Annotated in this window: 20 protein-coding genes; 9 read left to right on the top strand and 11 right to left on the bottom strand. The window is 38.3% G+C overall.

The genetic code is table 11. The features are described from left to right. The first annotated feature begins 2 nt into the window (after positions 1-2). The 7 genes from FHY60_RS17220 to FHY60_RS17250 all read left to right on the top strand — a co-directional run bounded on the left by FHY60_RS17220 (position 3) and on the right by FHY60_RS17250 (position 8,151). Positions 3-1,451: a menaquinone biosynthesis decarboxylase gene (locus tag FHY60_RS17220; protein WP_139906168.1), complete on the top strand. Its 1,449-nt coding sequence runs from the start codon at positions 3-5 to the stop codon at positions 1,449-1,451. Continuing rightward, positions 1,438-2,307 carry a UbiA-like polyprenyltransferase gene (locus FHY60_RS17225; protein WP_139906169.1) on the top strand — a complete coding sequence of 290 codons (870 nt, stop codon included), beginning with the start codon at positions 1,438-1,440 and terminating at the stop codon, positions 2,305-2,307. Before FHY60_RS17220 ends, FHY60_RS17225 begins: the two co-directional genes overlap by 14 nt. 16 nt (positions 2,308-2,323) lie before the next feature. After that, on the top strand, positions 2,324-2,899 hold the full coding sequence (locus tag FHY60_RS17230) for a UbiX family flavin prenyltransferase (protein ID WP_139906170.1): 576 nt from the start codon (positions 2,324-2,326) through the stop codon (positions 2,897-2,899). Positions 2,900-2,902: 3 nt separating this feature from the next. Continuing rightward, the gene (locus FHY60_RS17235) at positions 2,903-3,853 is read left to right on the top strand and encodes an ABC transporter substrate-binding protein (protein ID WP_139906171.1); all 951 of its coding nucleotides are present in this window, start codon (positions 2,903-2,905) and stop codon (positions 3,851-3,853) included. A gap of 16 nt (positions 3,854-3,869) precedes the next feature. Beyond that, complete coding sequence (locus tag FHY60_RS17240; RefSeq protein WP_139906172.1) at positions 3,870-4,625, top strand: ABC transporter ATP-binding protein; 756 nt, start codon at positions 3,870-3,872, stop codon at positions 4,623-4,625. Positions 4,626-4,630: 5 nt separating this feature from the next. After that, a complete protein-coding gene (locus FHY60_RS17245) occupies positions 4,631-5,365 on the top strand; it encodes an ABC transporter permease (protein WP_243122177.1) in 735 nt (244 codons plus the stop codon). 344 nt (positions 5,366-5,709) lie between these two features. Next, positions 5,710-8,151: a glycoside hydrolase family 31 protein gene (locus FHY60_RS17250; protein WP_139906174.1), complete on the top strand. Its 2,442-nt coding sequence runs from the start codon at positions 5,710-5,712 to the stop codon at positions 8,149-8,151. Between the two features lie 11 nt (positions 8,152-8,162). Here the strand turns inward: FHY60_RS17250 and FHY60_RS17255 are convergent, their stop codons facing one another. Further along, entirely contained in the window at positions 8,163-9,044 is an 882-nt protein-coding gene (locus FHY60_RS17255; protein WP_243122299.1) for a helix-turn-helix domain-containing protein, read from the bottom strand. Between the two features lie 35 nt (positions 9,045-9,079). Next, the gene (locus tag FHY60_RS17260) at positions 9,080-9,745 is read right to left on the bottom strand and encodes a YIP1 family protein (protein ID WP_163193631.1); all 666 of its coding nucleotides are present in this window, start codon (positions 9,743-9,745) and stop codon (positions 9,080-9,082) included. Positions 9,746-9,965: 220 nt separating this feature from the next. Here FHY60_RS17260 and FHY60_RS17265 point away from each other — a divergent pair, with 220 nt between their 5' ends. Together FHY60_RS17265 and FHY60_RS17270 are read left to right on the top strand one after the other, a co-directional pair. After that, positions 9,966-10,688 carry a DUF881 domain-containing protein gene (locus FHY60_RS17265; RefSeq protein ID WP_139906177.1) on the top strand — a complete coding sequence of 241 codons (723 nt, stop codon included), beginning with the start codon at positions 9,966-9,968 and terminating at the stop codon, positions 10,686-10,688. A gap of 14 nt (positions 10,689-10,702) precedes the next feature. After that, positions 10,703-11,431, top strand: a complete 729-nt coding sequence (locus FHY60_RS17270; protein WP_139906178.1) for a DUF881 domain-containing protein — start codon at positions 10,703-10,705, stop codon at positions 11,429-11,431. A gap of 120 nt (positions 11,432-11,551) precedes the next feature. Here the strand turns inward: FHY60_RS17270 and FHY60_RS17275 are convergent, their stop codons facing one another. From FHY60_RS17275 to FHY60_RS17315, 9 genes are all read right to left on the bottom strand, one after another. Beyond that, positions 11,552-12,142, bottom strand: a complete 591-nt coding sequence (locus FHY60_RS17275; RefSeq protein WP_139906179.1) for a thymidine kinase — start codon at positions 12,140-12,142, stop codon at positions 11,552-11,554. A gap of 152 nt (positions 12,143-12,294) precedes the next feature. Next, positions 12,295-12,510, bottom strand: a complete 216-nt coding sequence (locus tag FHY60_RS17280) for a hypothetical protein (protein WP_139906180.1) — start codon at positions 12,508-12,510, stop codon at positions 12,295-12,297. Positions 12,511-12,654: 144 nt separating this feature from the next. Next, entirely contained in the window at positions 12,655-13,014 is a 360-nt protein-coding gene (locus FHY60_RS17285) for a 4Fe-4S dicluster domain-containing protein (protein WP_139906181.1), read from the bottom strand. 16 nt (positions 13,015-13,030) lie between these two features. Beyond that, positions 13,031-14,107, bottom strand: a complete 1,077-nt coding sequence (locus FHY60_RS17290) for a hydrogenase large subunit (RefSeq protein WP_139906182.1) — start codon at positions 14,105-14,107, stop codon at positions 13,031-13,033. A gap of 14 nt (positions 14,108-14,121) precedes the next feature. Next, positions 14,122-14,460 carry an NADH-quinone oxidoreductase subunit C gene (locus FHY60_RS17295; protein WP_139906183.1) on the bottom strand — a complete coding sequence of 113 codons (339 nt, stop codon included), beginning with the start codon at positions 14,458-14,460 and terminating at the stop codon, positions 14,122-14,124. Next, positions 14,457-14,924 carry an NADH-quinone oxidoreductase subunit B family protein gene (locus FHY60_RS17300; protein WP_139906184.1) on the bottom strand — a complete coding sequence of 156 codons (468 nt, stop codon included), beginning with the start codon at positions 14,922-14,924 and terminating at the stop codon, positions 14,457-14,459. The genes FHY60_RS17295 and FHY60_RS17300 overlap by 4 nt, the downstream gene beginning before the upstream one ends. Positions 14,925-14,944: 20 nt before the next feature. After that, positions 14,945-15,802 carry a complex I subunit 1 family protein gene (locus FHY60_RS17305; protein WP_139906185.1) on the bottom strand — a complete coding sequence of 286 codons (858 nt, stop codon included), beginning with the start codon at positions 15,800-15,802 and terminating at the stop codon, positions 14,945-14,947. Next, entirely contained in the window at positions 15,799-17,694 is a 1,896-nt protein-coding gene (locus tag FHY60_RS17310; protein ID WP_180375440.1) for an NADH-quinone oxidoreductase subunit 5 family protein, read from the bottom strand. Before FHY60_RS17310 ends, FHY60_RS17305 begins: the two co-directional genes overlap by 4 nt. A 286-nt stretch (positions 17,695-17,980) precedes the next feature. After that, a complete protein-coding gene (locus tag FHY60_RS17315) occupies positions 17,981-18,445 on the bottom strand; it encodes a DUF1919 domain-containing protein (RefSeq protein WP_139906187.1) in 465 nt (154 codons plus the stop codon). Positions 18,446-18,527 lie beyond the last annotated feature (82 nt).

An 18,527-nucleotide genomic window follows, 5' to 3' on the forward strand; every position in this document is an offset into this window, starting at 1 on the left:
ATATGAGTTATAAAGATTTACAGGCCTTTATTAAACATCTGGATGAAAAAGGACAATTGAAAAGAATATCTGTAGAAGTAGATGCAGAACTAGAAATTACTGAAATAACAGATAGGGTATCAAAGAAGTACGGTCCTGCCCTCTTGTTTGAAAAGGTAAAAGGTTCTCCATATCCGGTGCTCATAAATGCTATGGGTACTTATGAAAGAATGAGTATGGCTCTTGGAGTTGAGAAATTGGATGATATCGGCAATGACATTGAAGAATTTATAGATATGGCAAATTATCTGGGCCTCATGAAGAAAATTCAATCCTTGCCAAGGCTTGCGAGAATGGCCACAGTATTTCCTATAAAGCTACCTACTAAGGGAGCATGTCAGGAAGTCATAGAGCATGACCCTGACCTAAATACATTACCTATATTAAAATGCTGGCCCGGTGATGCCGGAAGATTTATTACCCTTCCCCTTGTGATAACAAAGGATCCGGAAAGCAACATTCAAAATATGGGCATGTATAGGCTGCAGGTATATGACAAGAATACTACCGGTATGCACTGGCACTTACATAAAGATGGAAGAGAAATATATGAGAAATATAAAAAGTTGGGTGGAAAAATGCCTGTATCCGTTGCTCTTGGCTGCGATCCTGCAATAACCTATGCCGCCACTGCACCTCTTCCAAAGATGATAGATGAAATGATGTTCGCAGGCTTTTTGAGAAAAGCTCCCGTAAAGCTTGTAAAGTCTATTACCAACGATCTCTATGTACCTGCTGATGCGGAATTTATTATCGAAGGTTATGTAGATGTAAATGAAGATTTAAGATTGGAAGGCCCCTTTGGCGATCATACAGGCTACTATTCCCTTGCTGATTATTACCCTGTTTTTCATGTAACCTGTATGACTCATAAGAAACACCCGGTTTATCCCGCTACTATAGTTGGTAAACCGCCCATGGAGGACTGCTACATGGGTAAGGCTACGGAGAGAATATTCCTTCCTTTACTTAAGATGATGCATCCTGAAATAGTTGATATCAACTTCCCTCTTGAAGGAGTTTTTCATAACTGTGTTATTGTATCCATTAAAAAGCGTTTTCCTGGCCATGCAAAGAAAATAATGAACTCTCTATGGGGTATGGGCCAGATGATGTATACCAAGATGATAATAGTGGTTGATGAAAATATATCACCTCAGGATATATCTACTGTAGCCTGGAAGGTTTTCAATAACATTGATGCTAAGAGGGACGTGGTTATATCAGAAGGTCCACTGGATGCTCTTGATCATGCTTCCAACCTACCTCACTACGGTTACAGAATGGGTATAGATGCCACCAAGAAATGGCCTAGTGAAGGCCATGACCGAGAATGGCCCGATGACATCGAAATGACAGAAAATATCAAAGAGAAGGTCACAAGGAGATGGAAAGAGTATGATATTGAATAAGGCTATTAATAAGATCCGTGATTACGGCATCCTGGTGATGTTCTCTCATACTATTTTTTCTTTATCCTTTGCGGTTATCTCTATGCTTTTGGCAAGCGGAGGCTTGCCTGCTCCACGTACAATCCTATGGATATTAATAGCCTTCATGGGTGCCAGAACGGGAGCAAATGCAATAAATAGGGTTATTGATGCCGAAATAGACAGTAAGAATCCCAGAACTGCAGTAAGACAGATTCCACAGGGGCTTCTTAAGAAAAAGGAGGTTATAGTTTTTTCGGCTGCATGCTTTTTAATAATGGTCATAGCAGCTGCTATGTTAAACACCCTATGCCTCCTGCTTTCTCCCATAGCCCTTTTTCTCATGATCATATACTCCTATACAAAGCGCTTTACCTGGGCATGCCATTTAGTTTTAGGGGTTACCTCTGCAGCCGCACCGGTAGGAGCTTGGCTAGCTGTTACCGGACAAATTTCCTGGCTGCCGCTTTTTATGGGAGCAGCCAATACTCTTTGGGTGGCCGGTTTTGATATAATTTACGGTTCACAGGATTATGCCTTTGATACTGCCAATGGAATTCACTCTATACCAGCCAGGTTTGGAGTGAAAAATGCCATGCGCATAGCTGCCTCCTTTCATGCAGTAGCTTTAGTTTGCTTAATAATTGTTGGGGTTTTAAGCAGTGAACTTGGTATGATCTATTACATAGGAATTACAGTTATATCAATTCTATTTGTGATGGAGCATAAGATAGTTTCACCGGATAACTTATCAAATGTGAGAATTGCCTCTTACAGTATAAATCAGCTTGTAAGTATCTTGTTTCTAATTTGTGGAGTTATTGACGCTATAATATAAAAAGAGGTGACTACATATGAAAAAAATAGTTATAGGAATAACCGGTGCCAGCGGAAGTATATATGCCGTAAGATTAATTGAAGAACTTTTAAAAAACGACGTAGACCTCTATATAATTTGTACAGAAACCGGAAAAAAGGTTATGGAGTTTGAAACAGGCATAGCAATAGATGAGTGGATAGAGAATTTAAGAAAATGCTCAAATAATATTCACTTAGAGGATATTAACAATCTGTTTTCTAATGTTGCCAGCGGGTCTTTCAAATTCGATTCTATGATCGTACTGCCTTGCTCCATGGGAACACTTGCAGAAATCAGCAGTGGCTTGGCCAAAAATCTTTTGTGCAGGGCTGCAGATGTGGCATTAAAAGAAAATAGGCGTCTCATCATTGTTCCTCGGGAAACGCCTTTTAACGCAATACATCTTGAAAATATGTTAAAGTTATCTAAGCTTGGAGTAACAATCCTTCCTGCTATGCCGGGATTTTATCATAAGCCTGCCACCATGGAGGATCTGGTTAACTTTGTTATAGGAAAGATTTTAGATTCTATATCTATAGAAAATACACTTTTTAAAAAATGGGGAGATTAAGAAATGTTAAGATTTAAAAAAGTATTTGCAATAATTGGAGCTTCAATTTTTACCTTAGCTATAACAGCTTGCTCAGCATCAACAAAAACAGAAGGTTCATCAAAACAAGCCTTAAATTTTGGAGCAATGAGTTCTATTGATGTAGTACCAATGATAATAGCCGAAGAAAAAGGCTATTTTAAGGATGAAGGTCTTGAATTTAATCTTCAGACCTTTAAAAGTGCCAAGGACAGAGATGCTGCCTTTCAAGCCGGCAGCCTTGATGGAATAATTGGGGATGAAGTGGCTATATGCCTGTATCAAAATGCAGATTTTGATGCTAAGATAACGGGAATTACAGATGGTGACTTCATGCTGGTTGCCGGTGCTGATTCAGGGGTAAAATCCGTGGCAGACCTTAAGGGTAAAAGTGTAGCTATATCAGAAAAAACTGCCATAGAATATACTCTGGACAAAATATTGGAAAATAACTCAATGAAGCCTGAGGATGTTAGTAAAGCTGCCGTACCGGCTATGCCCACTAGACTTGAGATGTTAAGAAATAATAATGTTGCTGCAGCACTGCTTCCTGAACCCTTCTCCAGTCTAGCAATAAATGATGGTGGTATTCTTTTAGGAAATGCCAGCACTCTTGCAGGATATCCTTCCATAACTGCTTTTACACAGAAGGCCATAGATGGTAAGGGTGATGAAATTAAAGCTTTTTATAGGGCTTATAATAAGGCAGTAGATTATATAAATAGCAATCCCATTTCTGAGTATGAGGACACCATAATAAGGACTGTTGGCTTTCCTGATGATATGAAAGGCAAAATCACTTTGCCTGAATTCAGAAAAAATGCCCTTCCTTCAGAGGCTGAAGTGAAGTCAGCTATAGATTGGGTTACAAGCAACGGACTTATAACAAAGACACTGACACCTGCGGATATGCTCAGTGATATAGGTGTTAAATAATATCATGGAGGGTGCTATGCTTGAGATAAACAGTCTTGCTGTTACTTATAATTCCGGAAAGAACATTATAAATGCCTTGGGACCAATAAGCATGAATGTTGCAGCAGGAGAAATTTATGCTGTCATAGGTCCCTCCGGCTGCGGCAAATCCACATTACTTCATGTGTTAAGCGGTATTATTAAAGATTTCCAAGGTGAAGTGTGCTTAAATAAGGAACCTTTAAATCCAAAACAACATAATATTGGCTTTATACCACAGAACTTTGGACTTCTTCCATGGAAAACCGTTGAAAAGAATTATCTGCTTTCACTAAGGATAAAGAGCAAGGCAGTTGACTCTTCAGTAATGGAGAGAATTACCCATATACTTAACAAGCTGGACATTGCATCCTTAAAAAACAGGTACCCTAATGAACTAAGCGGAGGCCAAAAGCAAAGAGTTTCCATAGCCAGGGCCTTCATCATGAATCCTGATTTGCTGCTAATGGACGAGCCTTTTTCTGCCTTGGATTCACTTACCCGGGAAGAAGCACAGGAACTTTTCATCGATCTATGGAACCAATATAAAATTACTACTATATTTGTAACCCACAGTATTGAAGAAGCCCTCTACATGGGAAAAAAGATTGTAATTATGTCCCATTGCCCCGGCCGTATAGTTAAGTTAATTGATAATCCGCTCTTCAATACTGAAAATTTAAGAGAAAACGAGGAATTTCTTCAGTTGTCTTCCTACATTAGAAGTATTATAAAAAAAGGATGGAAGATATGATGGTAATGAAAAAATTGAAGGTTTTTGTTCAAGGCTTTATAATGTTCAATCTCTTATGGTACCTGCTGGCTGTAGTAGTTGACCTTCGGGTGCTGCCTAAGCCTACTGAGATATATCTTAACCTAAATAATCTATATGGTGAAAAACTTTATATCCACGTTCTGGTCAGTTTAGGTAGAGTGGCGGCAGGAGTTGGCATTTCTCTGGTTCTTGGTGTATCTGTAGGGCTACTGATGGCCTATTCAAAGCTTTGGAGTAGGCTTTTAAATCCTTTGGTTTACTTCACATACCCAATACCAAAAACTGCACTGCTGCCAATAATAATGCTCCTGTCTGGCTTAGGAGATATTTCAAAAGTCACTTTATTGGTTTTGATATTAGTTTTTCAAATTACTGTGGCGGTAAGGGATGCTGTACTTAACATTCCCCCTGTGCTCTATGACCCTTTAAGAAGTCTTGGAGCTTCAAGCCTTCAGGTGTTCACCCATATAACTGTACCTGCTATTTTACCGGACTTGCTTACAACCTTAAGACTATCCATAGGAACTGCTCTTTCCATATTGTTTTTCAGTGAAGGCTATGGAACCCAGTATGGTATAGGTTATTATATTCTGGACGCATGGACCAGAATCGATTATATAGGAATGTATGCGGGAATTGTAGTTTTGAGTATTTTAGGCTTTGTCCTATTTATTTCAATAGATCTTCTTGAAGAGAAAATATGTAGGTGGAAGGTTTAAGTAATTTTTATAAAAGTATAAAGCGTCAAGCATTGTCTTATAATGCTTGACGTTTTTTTATCTTTTCCTCAAAAAATATATAAGGTTCTCTGTAAGCAGAAAGGCTGTCATCGATAGTACAGAACCCAAAACCGCTCCAAAACATATGCCTCCCAATATAAATTTTATCCACAGCAGAATTATATTATGCTTAGGTTATCCACAAAACAATAACATTATACATTGATTTCTCTCATCCACTTATATCCTAAAAAATGTTTAAATGATCCCAAAAAATATTGAAGCTTTATTTTCTCATTTATTTAGAATAGTAAATATAAATATAAAGCATTGGGAGGATTATTATGAGCTATATTGCTGATCATTTTAAGATTAACTTTCAGCCTAAGGCCGATGAAAGAGCTGTTGTAACTGCACCCTTTGTACGATTTTCTATTCTGACCTCCAGAATAATAAGGATGGAATATAGTATAGAGAATAAATTTGAGGACAGGGCTACCCTGGCCTTTTGGTATAGGAAGCAGCCTGTCCCGAAGTTTGAGGTTATAAAAACCGATACTTCCCTAGAGATTATTACAGAGTGTCTCCACCTAAAATATAAATTTAATAAAAAGGGCTTTAGCAATGATAGTCTATCCATAGAACTTCTGAATCAGAATAAGACCTGGCATTATCTTGATAGACCTCACGGCAATCTAAAAGGTACTGCCAGGACCCTGGACAGCGTTGATGGGGAAACCCACCTGCAGGATGGACTGCTTTCCAGGGATGGATGGAGCTTGATTGATGACTCCTCCAGCGTTGTTTTTGATGAGAACTGCTGGGTAGGCAGAAGGTTCTCACCTACTGAAGGTGAACAGGAAGAGGCCTATAAAGACCTGTATTTCTTTGGTTATGGCCATGATTACAAAGACTGTATAAGGGACTTTGTAAAGCTCAGCGGCAAAACTCCAATGTTCCCAAGATGGGCTCTGGGAAACTGGTGGAGCAGATATTGGCCCTATACCCAGGATGAGCTTAAGAATCTGATGGAGGAGTTTAAGACCTACGATATTCCCCTTTCCGTTTGCATTGTAGACATGGACTGGCATATAGTTAAGAACTCTTACACCACCGGTTGGACCGGTTATACCTGGAACAAAGACCTATTCCCGGACCCAAAGGGTTTTATCTCCTGGCTCCATGAAAATGGCCTGAGAACGGCACTGAATCTTCATCCTGCCGACGGAGTATATCCCCATGAAGACCAGTATGAGGCCATGGCGTCAGCTATGGGAAAAGATCCCGCTGCAAAGGATCCGGTAGAATTTAATATCTCCAACCCTAAGTTTGTCCAGAACTACTTTGAGCTCCTTCACCATCCTAGGGAGGAGGAAGGAGTAGACTTTTGGTGGATGGACTGGCAGCAGGGAACCAAAACTGAACTAAAAGGTCTTGATCCACTGCCTTGGTTAAACCATCTTCACTACTATGACTTAGCTAGGGACGGTAAAAAGAGAGGTTTTGTATTCTCCAGATACGGGGGACCAGGCAGCCACAGATATCCTATAGGCTTCTCCGGCGATACTTTCGTAACCTGGGACTCCCTAAAGTTCCAGCCCTATTTTACCTCAACGGCATCCAATATTGCCTATGGTTGGTGGAGCCACGATATTGGAGGGCATATGGGCGGCTATGAAGACCCGGAACTATATACCCGATGGGTTCAATATGGCGTATTTAGCCCTATTTTTAGACTTCACAGCACCAACGTTTATTATATAGACAGGCACCCTTGGACTAAGGGCAAGGATGTACTGGAGTCCACAAGAGCAGCTATGAAGCTTAGACATGCACTGATACCTTATATATACTCCATGATGTGGAGAAACCATACTGAGGACCTATCTCCAATAGTGCCAATGTACCATGAGCATCCGGAGGTTGAGGAAGCCTATCACTGCCCAGATCAGTACTACTTTGGAACAGAACTCATCGCTGCCCCTTTTGTTGAGCCCATGGATAGGGATTTAAACCTCAGCAGACAAAAGCTATGGCTTCCCGAAGGCCACTGGTTTAACCTGTTTACCGGAGAACACTATGATGGCGGTAAAATTCACGCTCTTTACGGTGAGCTTATTGATATTCCTGTAGTGGCAAAGGCCGGTGCTATTGTCCCAATGGCTGCGGAAAAAAGCCTAGAGAGAACAGAAAACCCTTCAGATTTTCATATATATATCTTCCCCGGTGGAAGTGGCAGCTTTAAGCTTTATGAAGACGACGGCGTATCAACAGACTACACAAAAGGACTTTACGCCATAACTCCATTGTCTACTGCCTGGCAGGATAATAAGATGATCTTTACAATCGGATCCGCCGAAGGGTCAAGAGAAATTCTACCTGAGAGCAGAACTTACAGCCTTCACTTTAGAGGAATAAAAGAAAATATCAGCATAAAAGCCCTGATAGACGGAAAAGAAATAGAGATAAGCAAATTTTACGATGCTTCTAAAGAAACCTTGGTTTTAAATGATATAGAGTTGGATGTGAAAAGCACTCTTCAGGTATCCATAATCACAGAAGATGCTACCTTGCTTTCACAGCAGGACAGAAGAGACGACCATCTTAGGAAGCTTATTTGGCATATGAAATACGAAGGTTTCAGCAAGCAATGGCTGGATGAAGTATTGATTAAGGAAAAGCAGCCTATATCTGTGTTATACAAGGCCAGACACCCATTAAGTGCCTCTCAGATCAGGGCAATTGCTGAAATACTTAAGGGAGAGGAACTTTCAAATTTACTGTAAGAAAGGAGCGGCTAGAAAGCCACTCCTCTATTATTTCTATACTCCGACGATGTATTGCCGGTAAACTTCTTAAAGGTCTTATTGAAGTTTGCTGCGTTATTAAAACCGCATAGGCCGGCAATTTCAGTGATAGTCTTATCAGTTGTCTTCAAATACTGTACTGCCTTATGTATTCTCTTTCTGGAAATATATTCTATGGGCCCGATACCGTTGTATCTCTTAAACAGGGTGGAAAGGTATGAGGCATTCATGTGGACTACCTCTGAAAGGTCTTGAAGCCTTATTTCATCCTCAATATGCTCATCGATATACTTTAGAAGTTTATTGATAGTGGCTAACTGAGGATCTATGCTCTCCAGCTTTAAGCTGCTGTCTGCTGCATAGTCAAAATCCCTAATAATCCTCACCAGTATCTCCAGCAGCCTCACCTTTATCATCAATTCATAACCCACATTCTTATTTATAAACTCTTGCTCAATCTGAAGCATCATATTAAAAATTGCTTGGGTAGCTTCATTACCATTTGGAAGCCTGTTAGTAAAGCTACTGCTTCTGTTAAAGAATATAGACAGATATCTGTAATCAAACATATTACCTCCCTCATTCCAAATAAACCTGGGCTCAAAATGGATTACCATGTTTATGAGGTCGGCATCTCCCACTACGTCTATATCATGATGTTCTATGTTATTAAACACAAAGACATCGCCCTTTTCAATATCATAGACTACATCATCCACATAGTACTTTCCTCTTCCGCCTTTTACACAGGAAAGTTCCAGGTAATGATGTCGATGGCCCTCAGTCTTATAGTAAGGCTGCCTCAAATAATAATTTTGAAGCTCCAGCATAAAGCTGCCCTCTGCTGAATAGAGAGTTGAACAATCCTGCATAATAATCAATTTTGTATCCCCCTTAATACAAACCTCTATCCTATGGCCTGTGATAGAGATATTAACCCAAAGTTATAGAGAACTTTGCTGATGACCATTAGTACCACAACTAATATTATTCTCTTATTGCTCAATTTTGAAAAAACCTTAATTCCAAAGAACATAAGCACTAAACTGAACAGGTTGAATAAGTTCAGCTGATCTAGTACTGCTGATAAATAAGGATCTAAATTAAATTCTGGCCAGTTAACAGGTATCATCTTAATGAAACTAACAATACTATCCCCTACCATTGTAACGGCAAAAGCAGTAGAATAAACGGCGGTAATCATTGCAAACTTGATATTGCTGCCTAATATCCTAATCAGAATATAATATTGTATAGTATTTATAAAGATTATTGTAAATGCAGTTAAAATCAAAACCAATGTTACTATTATAGCCCCACTTAGTGTAGGTGTAGCCACAATACCTGCATTGGCATATTCCTGTTCAATTTCAAGAGGCTGGTTGATAAAAAAATGTTCTATAAAGGTTAAAACCATTGTTATTATCCCTACAAGGGTCAAAGTCCGTACCCAAGACTTATCATCATAAGACCTGAAGAATTCGGCCGGATTGATAAATAGCAGTTTTATTTTTTCCAATACTGCTCTCTTAGTTTCCTGAGGCGGCACGTCTTTATTAACGTTGTTTTTCATTTTATACCTCCATGTGTGCATAGTTAATTTGAAAAACGTTTATCAAATACTCCACCTCCATTGTATACTTCTTTGTCATAGGTATTCAAGTACCAATAATTTTCGCACAAAATAAAAAATTATTGATATATTTTTTAATCTCATTACTATATAATTATAATCATGAATATGAATTAGCATTTTTATGATATAAATAAAACATTTAGTATGGGTGTGGAGTATGAAAAAAATACTATCTAAGCTTGCATATGCCTTTGTATTTTCTCTACTGGGCTTCCTTTTAATCAATAGGTTTATATATTATTATGAACATAAGGCTGTGGCCCTTACAACTAACGATCATAATCAGTTGGATATTGTCTCTGAGATCGAACTACTTAAAAAAGAAAAGGCCTTGATTGAAAAAGAAAACAGTGAAATTTTAGACGACATCAAAGCCTATGAGGATAGTATATCCACTCGAAACAGCTATGCCGCTAAGGTTAAAGAAGAACTTGAGACCAACAGAAAAATATTGGGACTAACAGATGTCAGCGGGCCCGGAATTACTGTATATCTGCTTCCAAAGGCTGAGGTCTTCAGTCAAATAGACCTTCTGGATTCAACTGATCTTTATTTTCTGGTAAATGAATTATACAGCGCTTCTGCCCAAGCTATATCTATAAATGATTCTCGCTTGACAATTCAGTCCGTTATTGCTGATTCCACCAACCAACAAATAAGTATAAACGATATCCTGATCAGACCTAACGAGTTGATTACCATAAAAGCTATTGGTAATCCTGATCTGATGGAAGATGACTTGATTAACTATGATACCTTAAAGTTCAGAAACCTAAAGAACTATAAAGTAACAATAAAAAAGTCTGACAACCTTACCATCGGACGGTATAACGGAAAGCTGAATGCCGATGGCCTGAATATTGTGGAGTCAGCAAATTAAGGAGGGAAGATAGGATGAAAACCAATGAAATAAAGATATTTATTTTTATTGCATCAATTATAGTTGGTTTACTGATATCTTTGAACCTGAGTTTTAACAGCAAAAGTACAGCGATTATAGTTAATGCTCAACAGTACCAAAAGCTTGTTAGTACCAGATATGAACTTCAAAAGGAATTGATGAACCTAAAGCAGCAGCGGAATGATAATAGAAAAAAGGTTGCGGTATATCAGAATAATACCTCCTCTGTAGTGGCAAAGGAAATGGAAAAAGAATTGGAGTATACCCGTCTGCTTCTTGGAACCTCTGAAGCCACCGGTGAAGGTATAAAGATATCCATAAAAGACCACAGCTATGATTATGGTAATAGTATAGAGGGGGGGCAGTGGACTGATGCCAATATAATCCATGCTGAAGACCTGATGGAGATAATTAAGACTCTTCGCAACTTTGGTGCAAAAGCAATATCCTTAAATGGCTTCAGATTAACTGCTAACTCATCACTTATCTGCTCCGGACAGTTTATAGCTATGGATAAGATCAAACTCCCGGCCCCTTATTACATTGAGGCCATAGGAAATAAAGACTCCCTTTATAAATTGATGCAGGAAAATGGTTTTATTCAAGTGCTTAGAAAGCAAAGACATATAAATGTATTTGTAGATGCTGCAGATAAGATTCTTATGCCGGCCTATGTGGGAGACATCAACAGTTCTTATCTTGCAGATGTCTCTACCCAATAATATCACATAAAAATTGCCCTACAGGGTGGACTTATTCCTATCTTACATCCAGTGACCGATAGCTGTAAGGTCGCACCATAGGGCATTTATATTCTCATTAATTTATATATGTATAATATTTTATTCTGTAGGTGGTACAAAGCATACTCTGCATCTTGGCTCGTAACTTTCTTTGTCTCCCTGCTGTATGGTTTGGCCTTTAACAGTTACCGGCTTGCCGTTGCTAAGCCTTTGGCTGAAGTTGGCCCTCCTTTTTTTACAGCATGCACAAACAGGATAACGGTGCTCTATTTCATCTGCAAGAGCTATAATGTCACCCATTTTACCAAAGGGAATACCCTCGTAATCCATATTTAATCCTGAAACTATTACTCTCTTTGTAAATATCAAAGCTTGCATAAGTTCAACAATTTTACCTTTAAAGAACTGAGTTTCATCAAAGCCAATCACATCATAATCCTCACACAGTTTTATTGTTCTTTCAATAACTTCATCGGTAATCATTTCAGGTAATTCCACTGCCGGCCTAACAAGCCCAGTTCTGGAAATTACCCTGCATTTACCATCTCTTGTTTCGCTGTCAGGTTTAAATACTATGACCTTCTTCCCCTCATAGGCCTCTGCAATATTTAGAGAATGTATAAGTTCTCCGCTCTTTTCGCTAAACATTGGTCCTGTTATGACCTTTAATCCTACTTCTTCGATAAACATGCTCTTGCTCCTTCGTAAATGAAATTATCATTCTTATAATTAGGACAACTATTCCATAAAACATTATACATTGTCTTGGAGCTTACAGCAAATTTTTCATCACAGCCTAAGATAAATTTATCTTAATAAAACCCTACTAAATTAAACACAAATCATTTTTTATTTACTTCTTCAGATAGTTTTTTCTCTGCTATTTTTATTCTGGACTCAACATTTTGAATAAGCAGCTCCTTCTGCAAAATTAAATATTGTATCTGATTTGCATGGTTACTATTATCTGTAGAACTACTTATCTCCAACTTATTTTTCTCCATCTTATACTGTTTTAGCGCCCTATTAAGTATTTTTATCTCATTATTCCAATCCATAAGCCCCACCCCACATAATATTAATCATGAAAACCATATACTTTCATTTCATAATATTTTCTATGATGAGTAAGGCATTTTTATAACCGGATAAATGAAAAATGCCTCCGCGTTCGGAAGCATTTCTCTATTTATCAAAACTTATTATTTATTTACACAAAGCTCTTCCTGTTCTTCCTTAGTATAGGATAAGAACAGTTTTTCCTGGGTGGGTTTACGTCTCTCGTTTTTCATAGTAATACACTTTTTAGCACATGAGTTAACGCATTCCCCACAAATAACACAGCGGTAAGCATTAAGACTCCATCTCTTTGTAGTTCTATCAACTTCTATGGCATCAGCAGGACATTTCTTAGCACATAAAGTGCAGTATACACAGTTAGTATCATCAAATACTATTTGACCTCTAGTGCGCTCAAAGGGTTCTCTTACAGCTACCGGATACAACCTTGTAGGTGCCTTTGAGGTGAAGTTAGTCAAAACAACTTTAAGCATCTCTAACATAATATCACCGCCTTATCTATCTCTCTGTACAGCTTATACAAGGATCTATGGTCAGTATTAATACAGGTACATCCGGCAAACTGCAGCCCGGAAGTATTCTTGTTAATGCCGGTATATTTGCAAAGGTGGGAGTCCTTATCTTTAATCTATCCAAGTTTTTGGTTCCATTTGCCTTCATATAATATATGGCTTCACCACGGGGTTGTTCGAGTCTGGAGATTGTCTCCCCCTTTGGCATACCTTTAACTGCAACAGATATTTCACCGGATGGCAGCTTAGATATAGCTTGTCTGATCAGATCAAAGGATTGATAAACTTCCCTTAATCTTACAACGCATCTGGCATAGCTATCACCAGCATTATCTGTAATGGGTTCGAAATTTAAATACTTATAGGCGCTGTAACCGGTAGTTCTAATATCAAGGGCTATACCTGAAGCCTTTGCCATTGGTCCCACAGCACCGTAAGCTGCTGCGTCTTCCTTAGACAGAATTCCTACCCCTGCTAGTCTCTGCTTTACTGTATAGGAATTTAAGAATACATCTTCTATTCTTTTTAAGTTTTTATCAAGTCTGTCTATTGTTTCTATGATGAATTTCAAATGATCTTCAGTTAAATCTTTTGTCACTCCACCCACCTTGTTGGCAGAGATTATTACTCTGTTTCCTGTGGTCATTTCCAGGATATCCATAACTTGCTCTCTGTACTTCCAGGCTTCTAAGAATAAACTCTCAAAGCCGAAAGCATCTGCAAGTAGTCCAAGCCAAAGCAGATGACTCTGAACTCTTGATAGCTCTGCAAATATAACTCTTATATATTCTGCCCTTTCCGGAATAGTTACATTCATTATGTCTTCTATACCTCTAACATAGGCCATAGAATGCATAAAGCTGCATATTCCGCAAACTCTTTCAACTATATAAACGGATTGGTTAAAATCCTTAAGCTCTGCTATTTTTTCCAAACCCCTATGGACATAGCCTATTGAAGGTATAGCCTCCTTAACCACATTCTCCTCTAGTGAAAGCTTTAGCTGCAGTGGTTCCGGCAATACCGGATGCTGCGGTCCAAAGGGTATAATCGTCTTTGACATAATAAATCTCCTTTCTAAGCCAGCGGCATCACAGGACCATCTGCTGTAAGATACAAATGTCCTTTGTAGTCTATTATTAATCCTTCAAAGGTAAGGCCGAAAAGGTCTTGGTATTCATTTTCTATTAAGAAGGCCGCAGGAAATATATTGGATATACTAGGTATAACCTCTTTATATTCTGCGAATAGCCTTATATGGCTCATTTCATAATTTAAATCGAAGTGATAAGTAAGCTCATATTGCTGGTCTACCTTTTCACAGGTCAAGGCTACAAATCTATAACCTTTATCCTTAAGCTCCCAGCATCTATCTAATAACTGTACTTTTTCTACAACATCATAGGTCTGAATCATTTTGTCGCTGCTACCTCCTTATTCTTTAGTTCCCTTCTTCTTTTTTCCACTATTGCTGCTGCCTCTAAAATTCCATCCATGATTGATTCCGGTTTTGGGCAGCAGCCGGAAACATATACGTCTACCGGTAGTATTTTATCTACACCGCCAATTACATTGTAGCAGTCATGGAAGATCCCTCCTGAGCAGGCACATGCCCCTACCGCTACCACTGCCTTTGGTTCCGGTATCTGGTCATATATATTCTTTAATACACTTACATTTTTATGGTTTACGGATCCGGTAACTAGCATTATGTCAGCGTGCTTTGGAGAACCGATATTCTTAACTCCGAATCTTTCTGCATCATAAAGTGGCGTTATGCAGGCCAAATATTCTATATCACAGCCATTACAACTATTACAATTTACATGAACAACCCAAGGAGACTTGTCCATAATATTTGAAAACAAAGATAGTGCCATGTTACTCCTCACAGCCTTTCCTACAAAGATTTAACTACAAATAGATATACTAAATTTACTACACACAATCCGCTCAATACCGGCCAAACTAATTTCAGCATCCACTGCCATTTAACCCTTGCAGTAATGTTATCTGCCAGTGTTACAAACGTAAGAGTGACCAATACAACTGCTAAACCACCAAAAATATTGTTGGCAAAGAACAGAAACATCATCCCCAATAAGAGGGTATACTCATACCAGTGTGCCAGCTCTATGAGTGCCAGGCCTATACCGGAAAACTCCGTATATATTCCTCTTACAAGCTCCTGGTGGGCTTCGTGTGAACCTGAGAAGTCAAAGGGTGACTTTTTAAACTTTATCAGCATAATTACCAGCATTGTAATAAATATTAGCGGTATATACATGATAAGCGGCTTATCAAAGCTCATAACTCTGAAAGTTCTGAAGGAGCCGGTTACTATATAAACTCCAACAATAAAGAGGATGAGTATAGGCTCATATACGATCATATTTATTACTTCTCTTTTGCTTCCCAGCTTGCTGTAAGGTGAGCCTGTAGCAGCCGCTCCAACTATCAGAGCGATATTGCCTATAGTAAATACAAACAGTATCATCAACAGGTCCATACCCAACATAAGCATTACTACGGCGGCAACTATAAAAATCAAATAGTTCACCGCATAAAAGTTCTGAAACCTTGTAACCACTATATTTTCCTTGCTAAGTAATTTCAACAAATCATATAAGGGTTGCAGCAATGGAGGACCTACTCTGCTCTGAAGCTTGGCAGTTATTTTTCTATCCAAGCCCGTTAAAATACATCCTAAAATTGGCGAAAGAATTACTGTAATTATAGTTATTATTAAGCTCTTCATAGCAATCCTCCTATCAGCATGCTCATAAGCGCAAGTCCAGAAACTATATATGCAAAATAATTCAACTTCTGCTCGTTAAATACCCTTTCAAGGTAAAGGTTTGATACGTCGGTGTGTTCTGTGCTTCCATCGAAGGTCCTGAAACCTTTTTTACTTCCTTCTCTGTTGTTCTCTCCACACATATATACAGGTTTTATCTTTACCGGTGCTGCAACCACATACTTTATTATTGCATATATCACAATTATCACCAGTATGGAAGCTAGGACCAAAGTATTATTAAAGGTACCGAACTCTGATATTACCTTTCCTCCGTCCACTGCCAGGGTACTCTTTTCATGCAGTATATAATTTACTTCCGGAGATACAAGTTCATTGTATATGGGAGCCATACCTATACTTGTAGCAATAACTGAAAAACACAGTATTATTAGAGGAACATATATAGTTTTATCAGCATCCTTTGACAGGTTTAATTTCTTTATAGGTGCTGATAAAATAGCAGAAATCCAGCGGATATAATAAACATTAGTAAAAGCGCTTCCAAAGGCCAAAAGAATTACCAATGGTGGATTTACTGCAGAAGCCTCTATAGAAAGCCACTTTGTCACCAAAACCCCAAAAGGAGGTAATATCATGGATATAATACCAAAGGCCATAATCAGCGTAAGACCCGGAGCAACCTTGATAAGCCCTGTCATATCATCAATATTTCTGCTGTTTATTACATGCTCTGTTTGTCCAGTTGTCAAGAATAGCAGGGCTTTTGATATGGCATGGAATATCAACAGTATTATTGCTGCAGATACGCCCATGGCCGTACCCATTCCTGCTGTACATATTATAAGACCTAAATTGGATATAGTTGAATAAGCAAGCACTCTTTTAGCATTGCTTTGTGAAATAGCTATAGCGGCACATAATAAAAAGCAAAAACCACCAAACATAGCTATGGATGTTCCAAGCCATGTTCCCGCATAGGCCGGTGAAAGTTTAATAATTAAGAATACTCCTGCCTTTACCATGGTACTGGAGTGCAACAGAGCAGAAACCGGTGTAGGCGCTACCATGGCACCTAAAAGCCAACTCTGGAAGGGAAACTGCGCACTCTTTACAAAGCCTGCCATGCAAAGCAGAAAAATCGGAATAAGGCTAAGCCCGGATAGAGCTCCTTTTTCGCTTATACCTGTTAGGGTGGTTATGCCTAACTGGCTACCTAATAAAATATTTCCTATTGAAAAGGCCAAACCTCCTATAAGGTTTAAACCTAGAGCTCTAAACCCACTGTTAAATGCTTCTTCGTCCTGGTTATAACTGATCAAAATAAAGGAAACCAAAGTGGTAACTTCCCAAAAGAATAGTACCCAGCTTAGTGAATCACATATAACCAATGCATTCATAGCACCGATAAATTCCGCCACTACAAAGTAAAACAACCTTTGCCTGCTTTTCATATGTCTGTGGTGCTCATATATATCCATATACCCATTGGCAAAAACAATTATTAAGGTTCCAATTATATTAATTATTGCAAGCATTACAATAGATAACTTATCTATGTTTATAAAGGCTGAATGTTCTCCCTCAGAAAATACTACTGTATAAGTAAGCACCAGAAGTTGCAAAATACTCAAAACTAGCACAGCAAACCTTTTGTGCTTTAAGCTCACGTAAATAAAAAATATGGCAATAGCGGCTTCAAGGAATATTATTCCTGCCTCTACAGCCTTGTATAAGCTTCCATTCACCTCAAACCTGGTTGGCCCATTTATCAGCACCATCACCGCCAGAATAGCGCAAATAACTGATAACATACAGGCTAATGGCTTATAATATCCTTTCTTTGAAACTAGAAAGACTAGCCCAACAACTACAGGTAATAGTACTAGCAAGTAAGCTGTTAACAACAATTTTATCACCTTCATACCTTTCAAAACTTTAATATTAATAATACTACGATTATAACAAACCACATTAATGATATGCCTTTCCCAAAGGATAATCAAACTAGTTATGGAAAGAAATATTGCTTATTATGCCATAATATGTCTAATAATCTCCGAATACTTGTGAATTTCTTAACTTTTTAAAGAAATTTGATTAGTTGGAATGTGGTGAAAATTCTCACTTAAGTATTATACGCGAAAAGTAATGCAGGGCATTCACTGCCCTGCATTACTAACCAGCGTTTAGCCACCTAACTACATCGAATTCTTCTTGATTATTCCGTATGGCTATTTTTCTTTTATATTCAAGCTTTTCAAATTCTGCAGCTTCACTCTCATCGTTTACCGTCATCTTAACAAATAAATTATCCCAGTTTATCCTTTTGAGCCTTCTTCTCCACTTTTCATCTGCCTCTTCAGCAGACTTATAGCCTTTAAAATATATGAGTATATCACCTAAAACCGCTATAGGAAACCCTAACTCTTCTATCCTTAAAAAGACCAGTTCATTCTCTAAAAGATAAAACTTTAGATTCTTCAGCAGCTTTAAATAATCCTTTGGATTAATTATCAACCAAATAAAAGGAGAATTGTATTTCAAGTCAAATTTTTTATAGATATAGCCTCCCCAGTAGTCATCAGAAATCAATGTAAAGTCTTTATTCAACAGTACCTTCTTACGATCTTCTTCCATCATTTAAAGTCACCTCGGTAACCAATGAACCTTCTGCTTCCCGTTTCCTACCTTTATACATTTCTTTGTTTCACCCTTTTTATAT

Source organism: Clostridium thermarum (assembly GCF_006351925.1).
Taxonomy (GTDB): Bacteria; Bacillota; Clostridia; order Clostridiales; family Clostridiaceae; genus Clostridium_AU; species Clostridium_AU thermarum.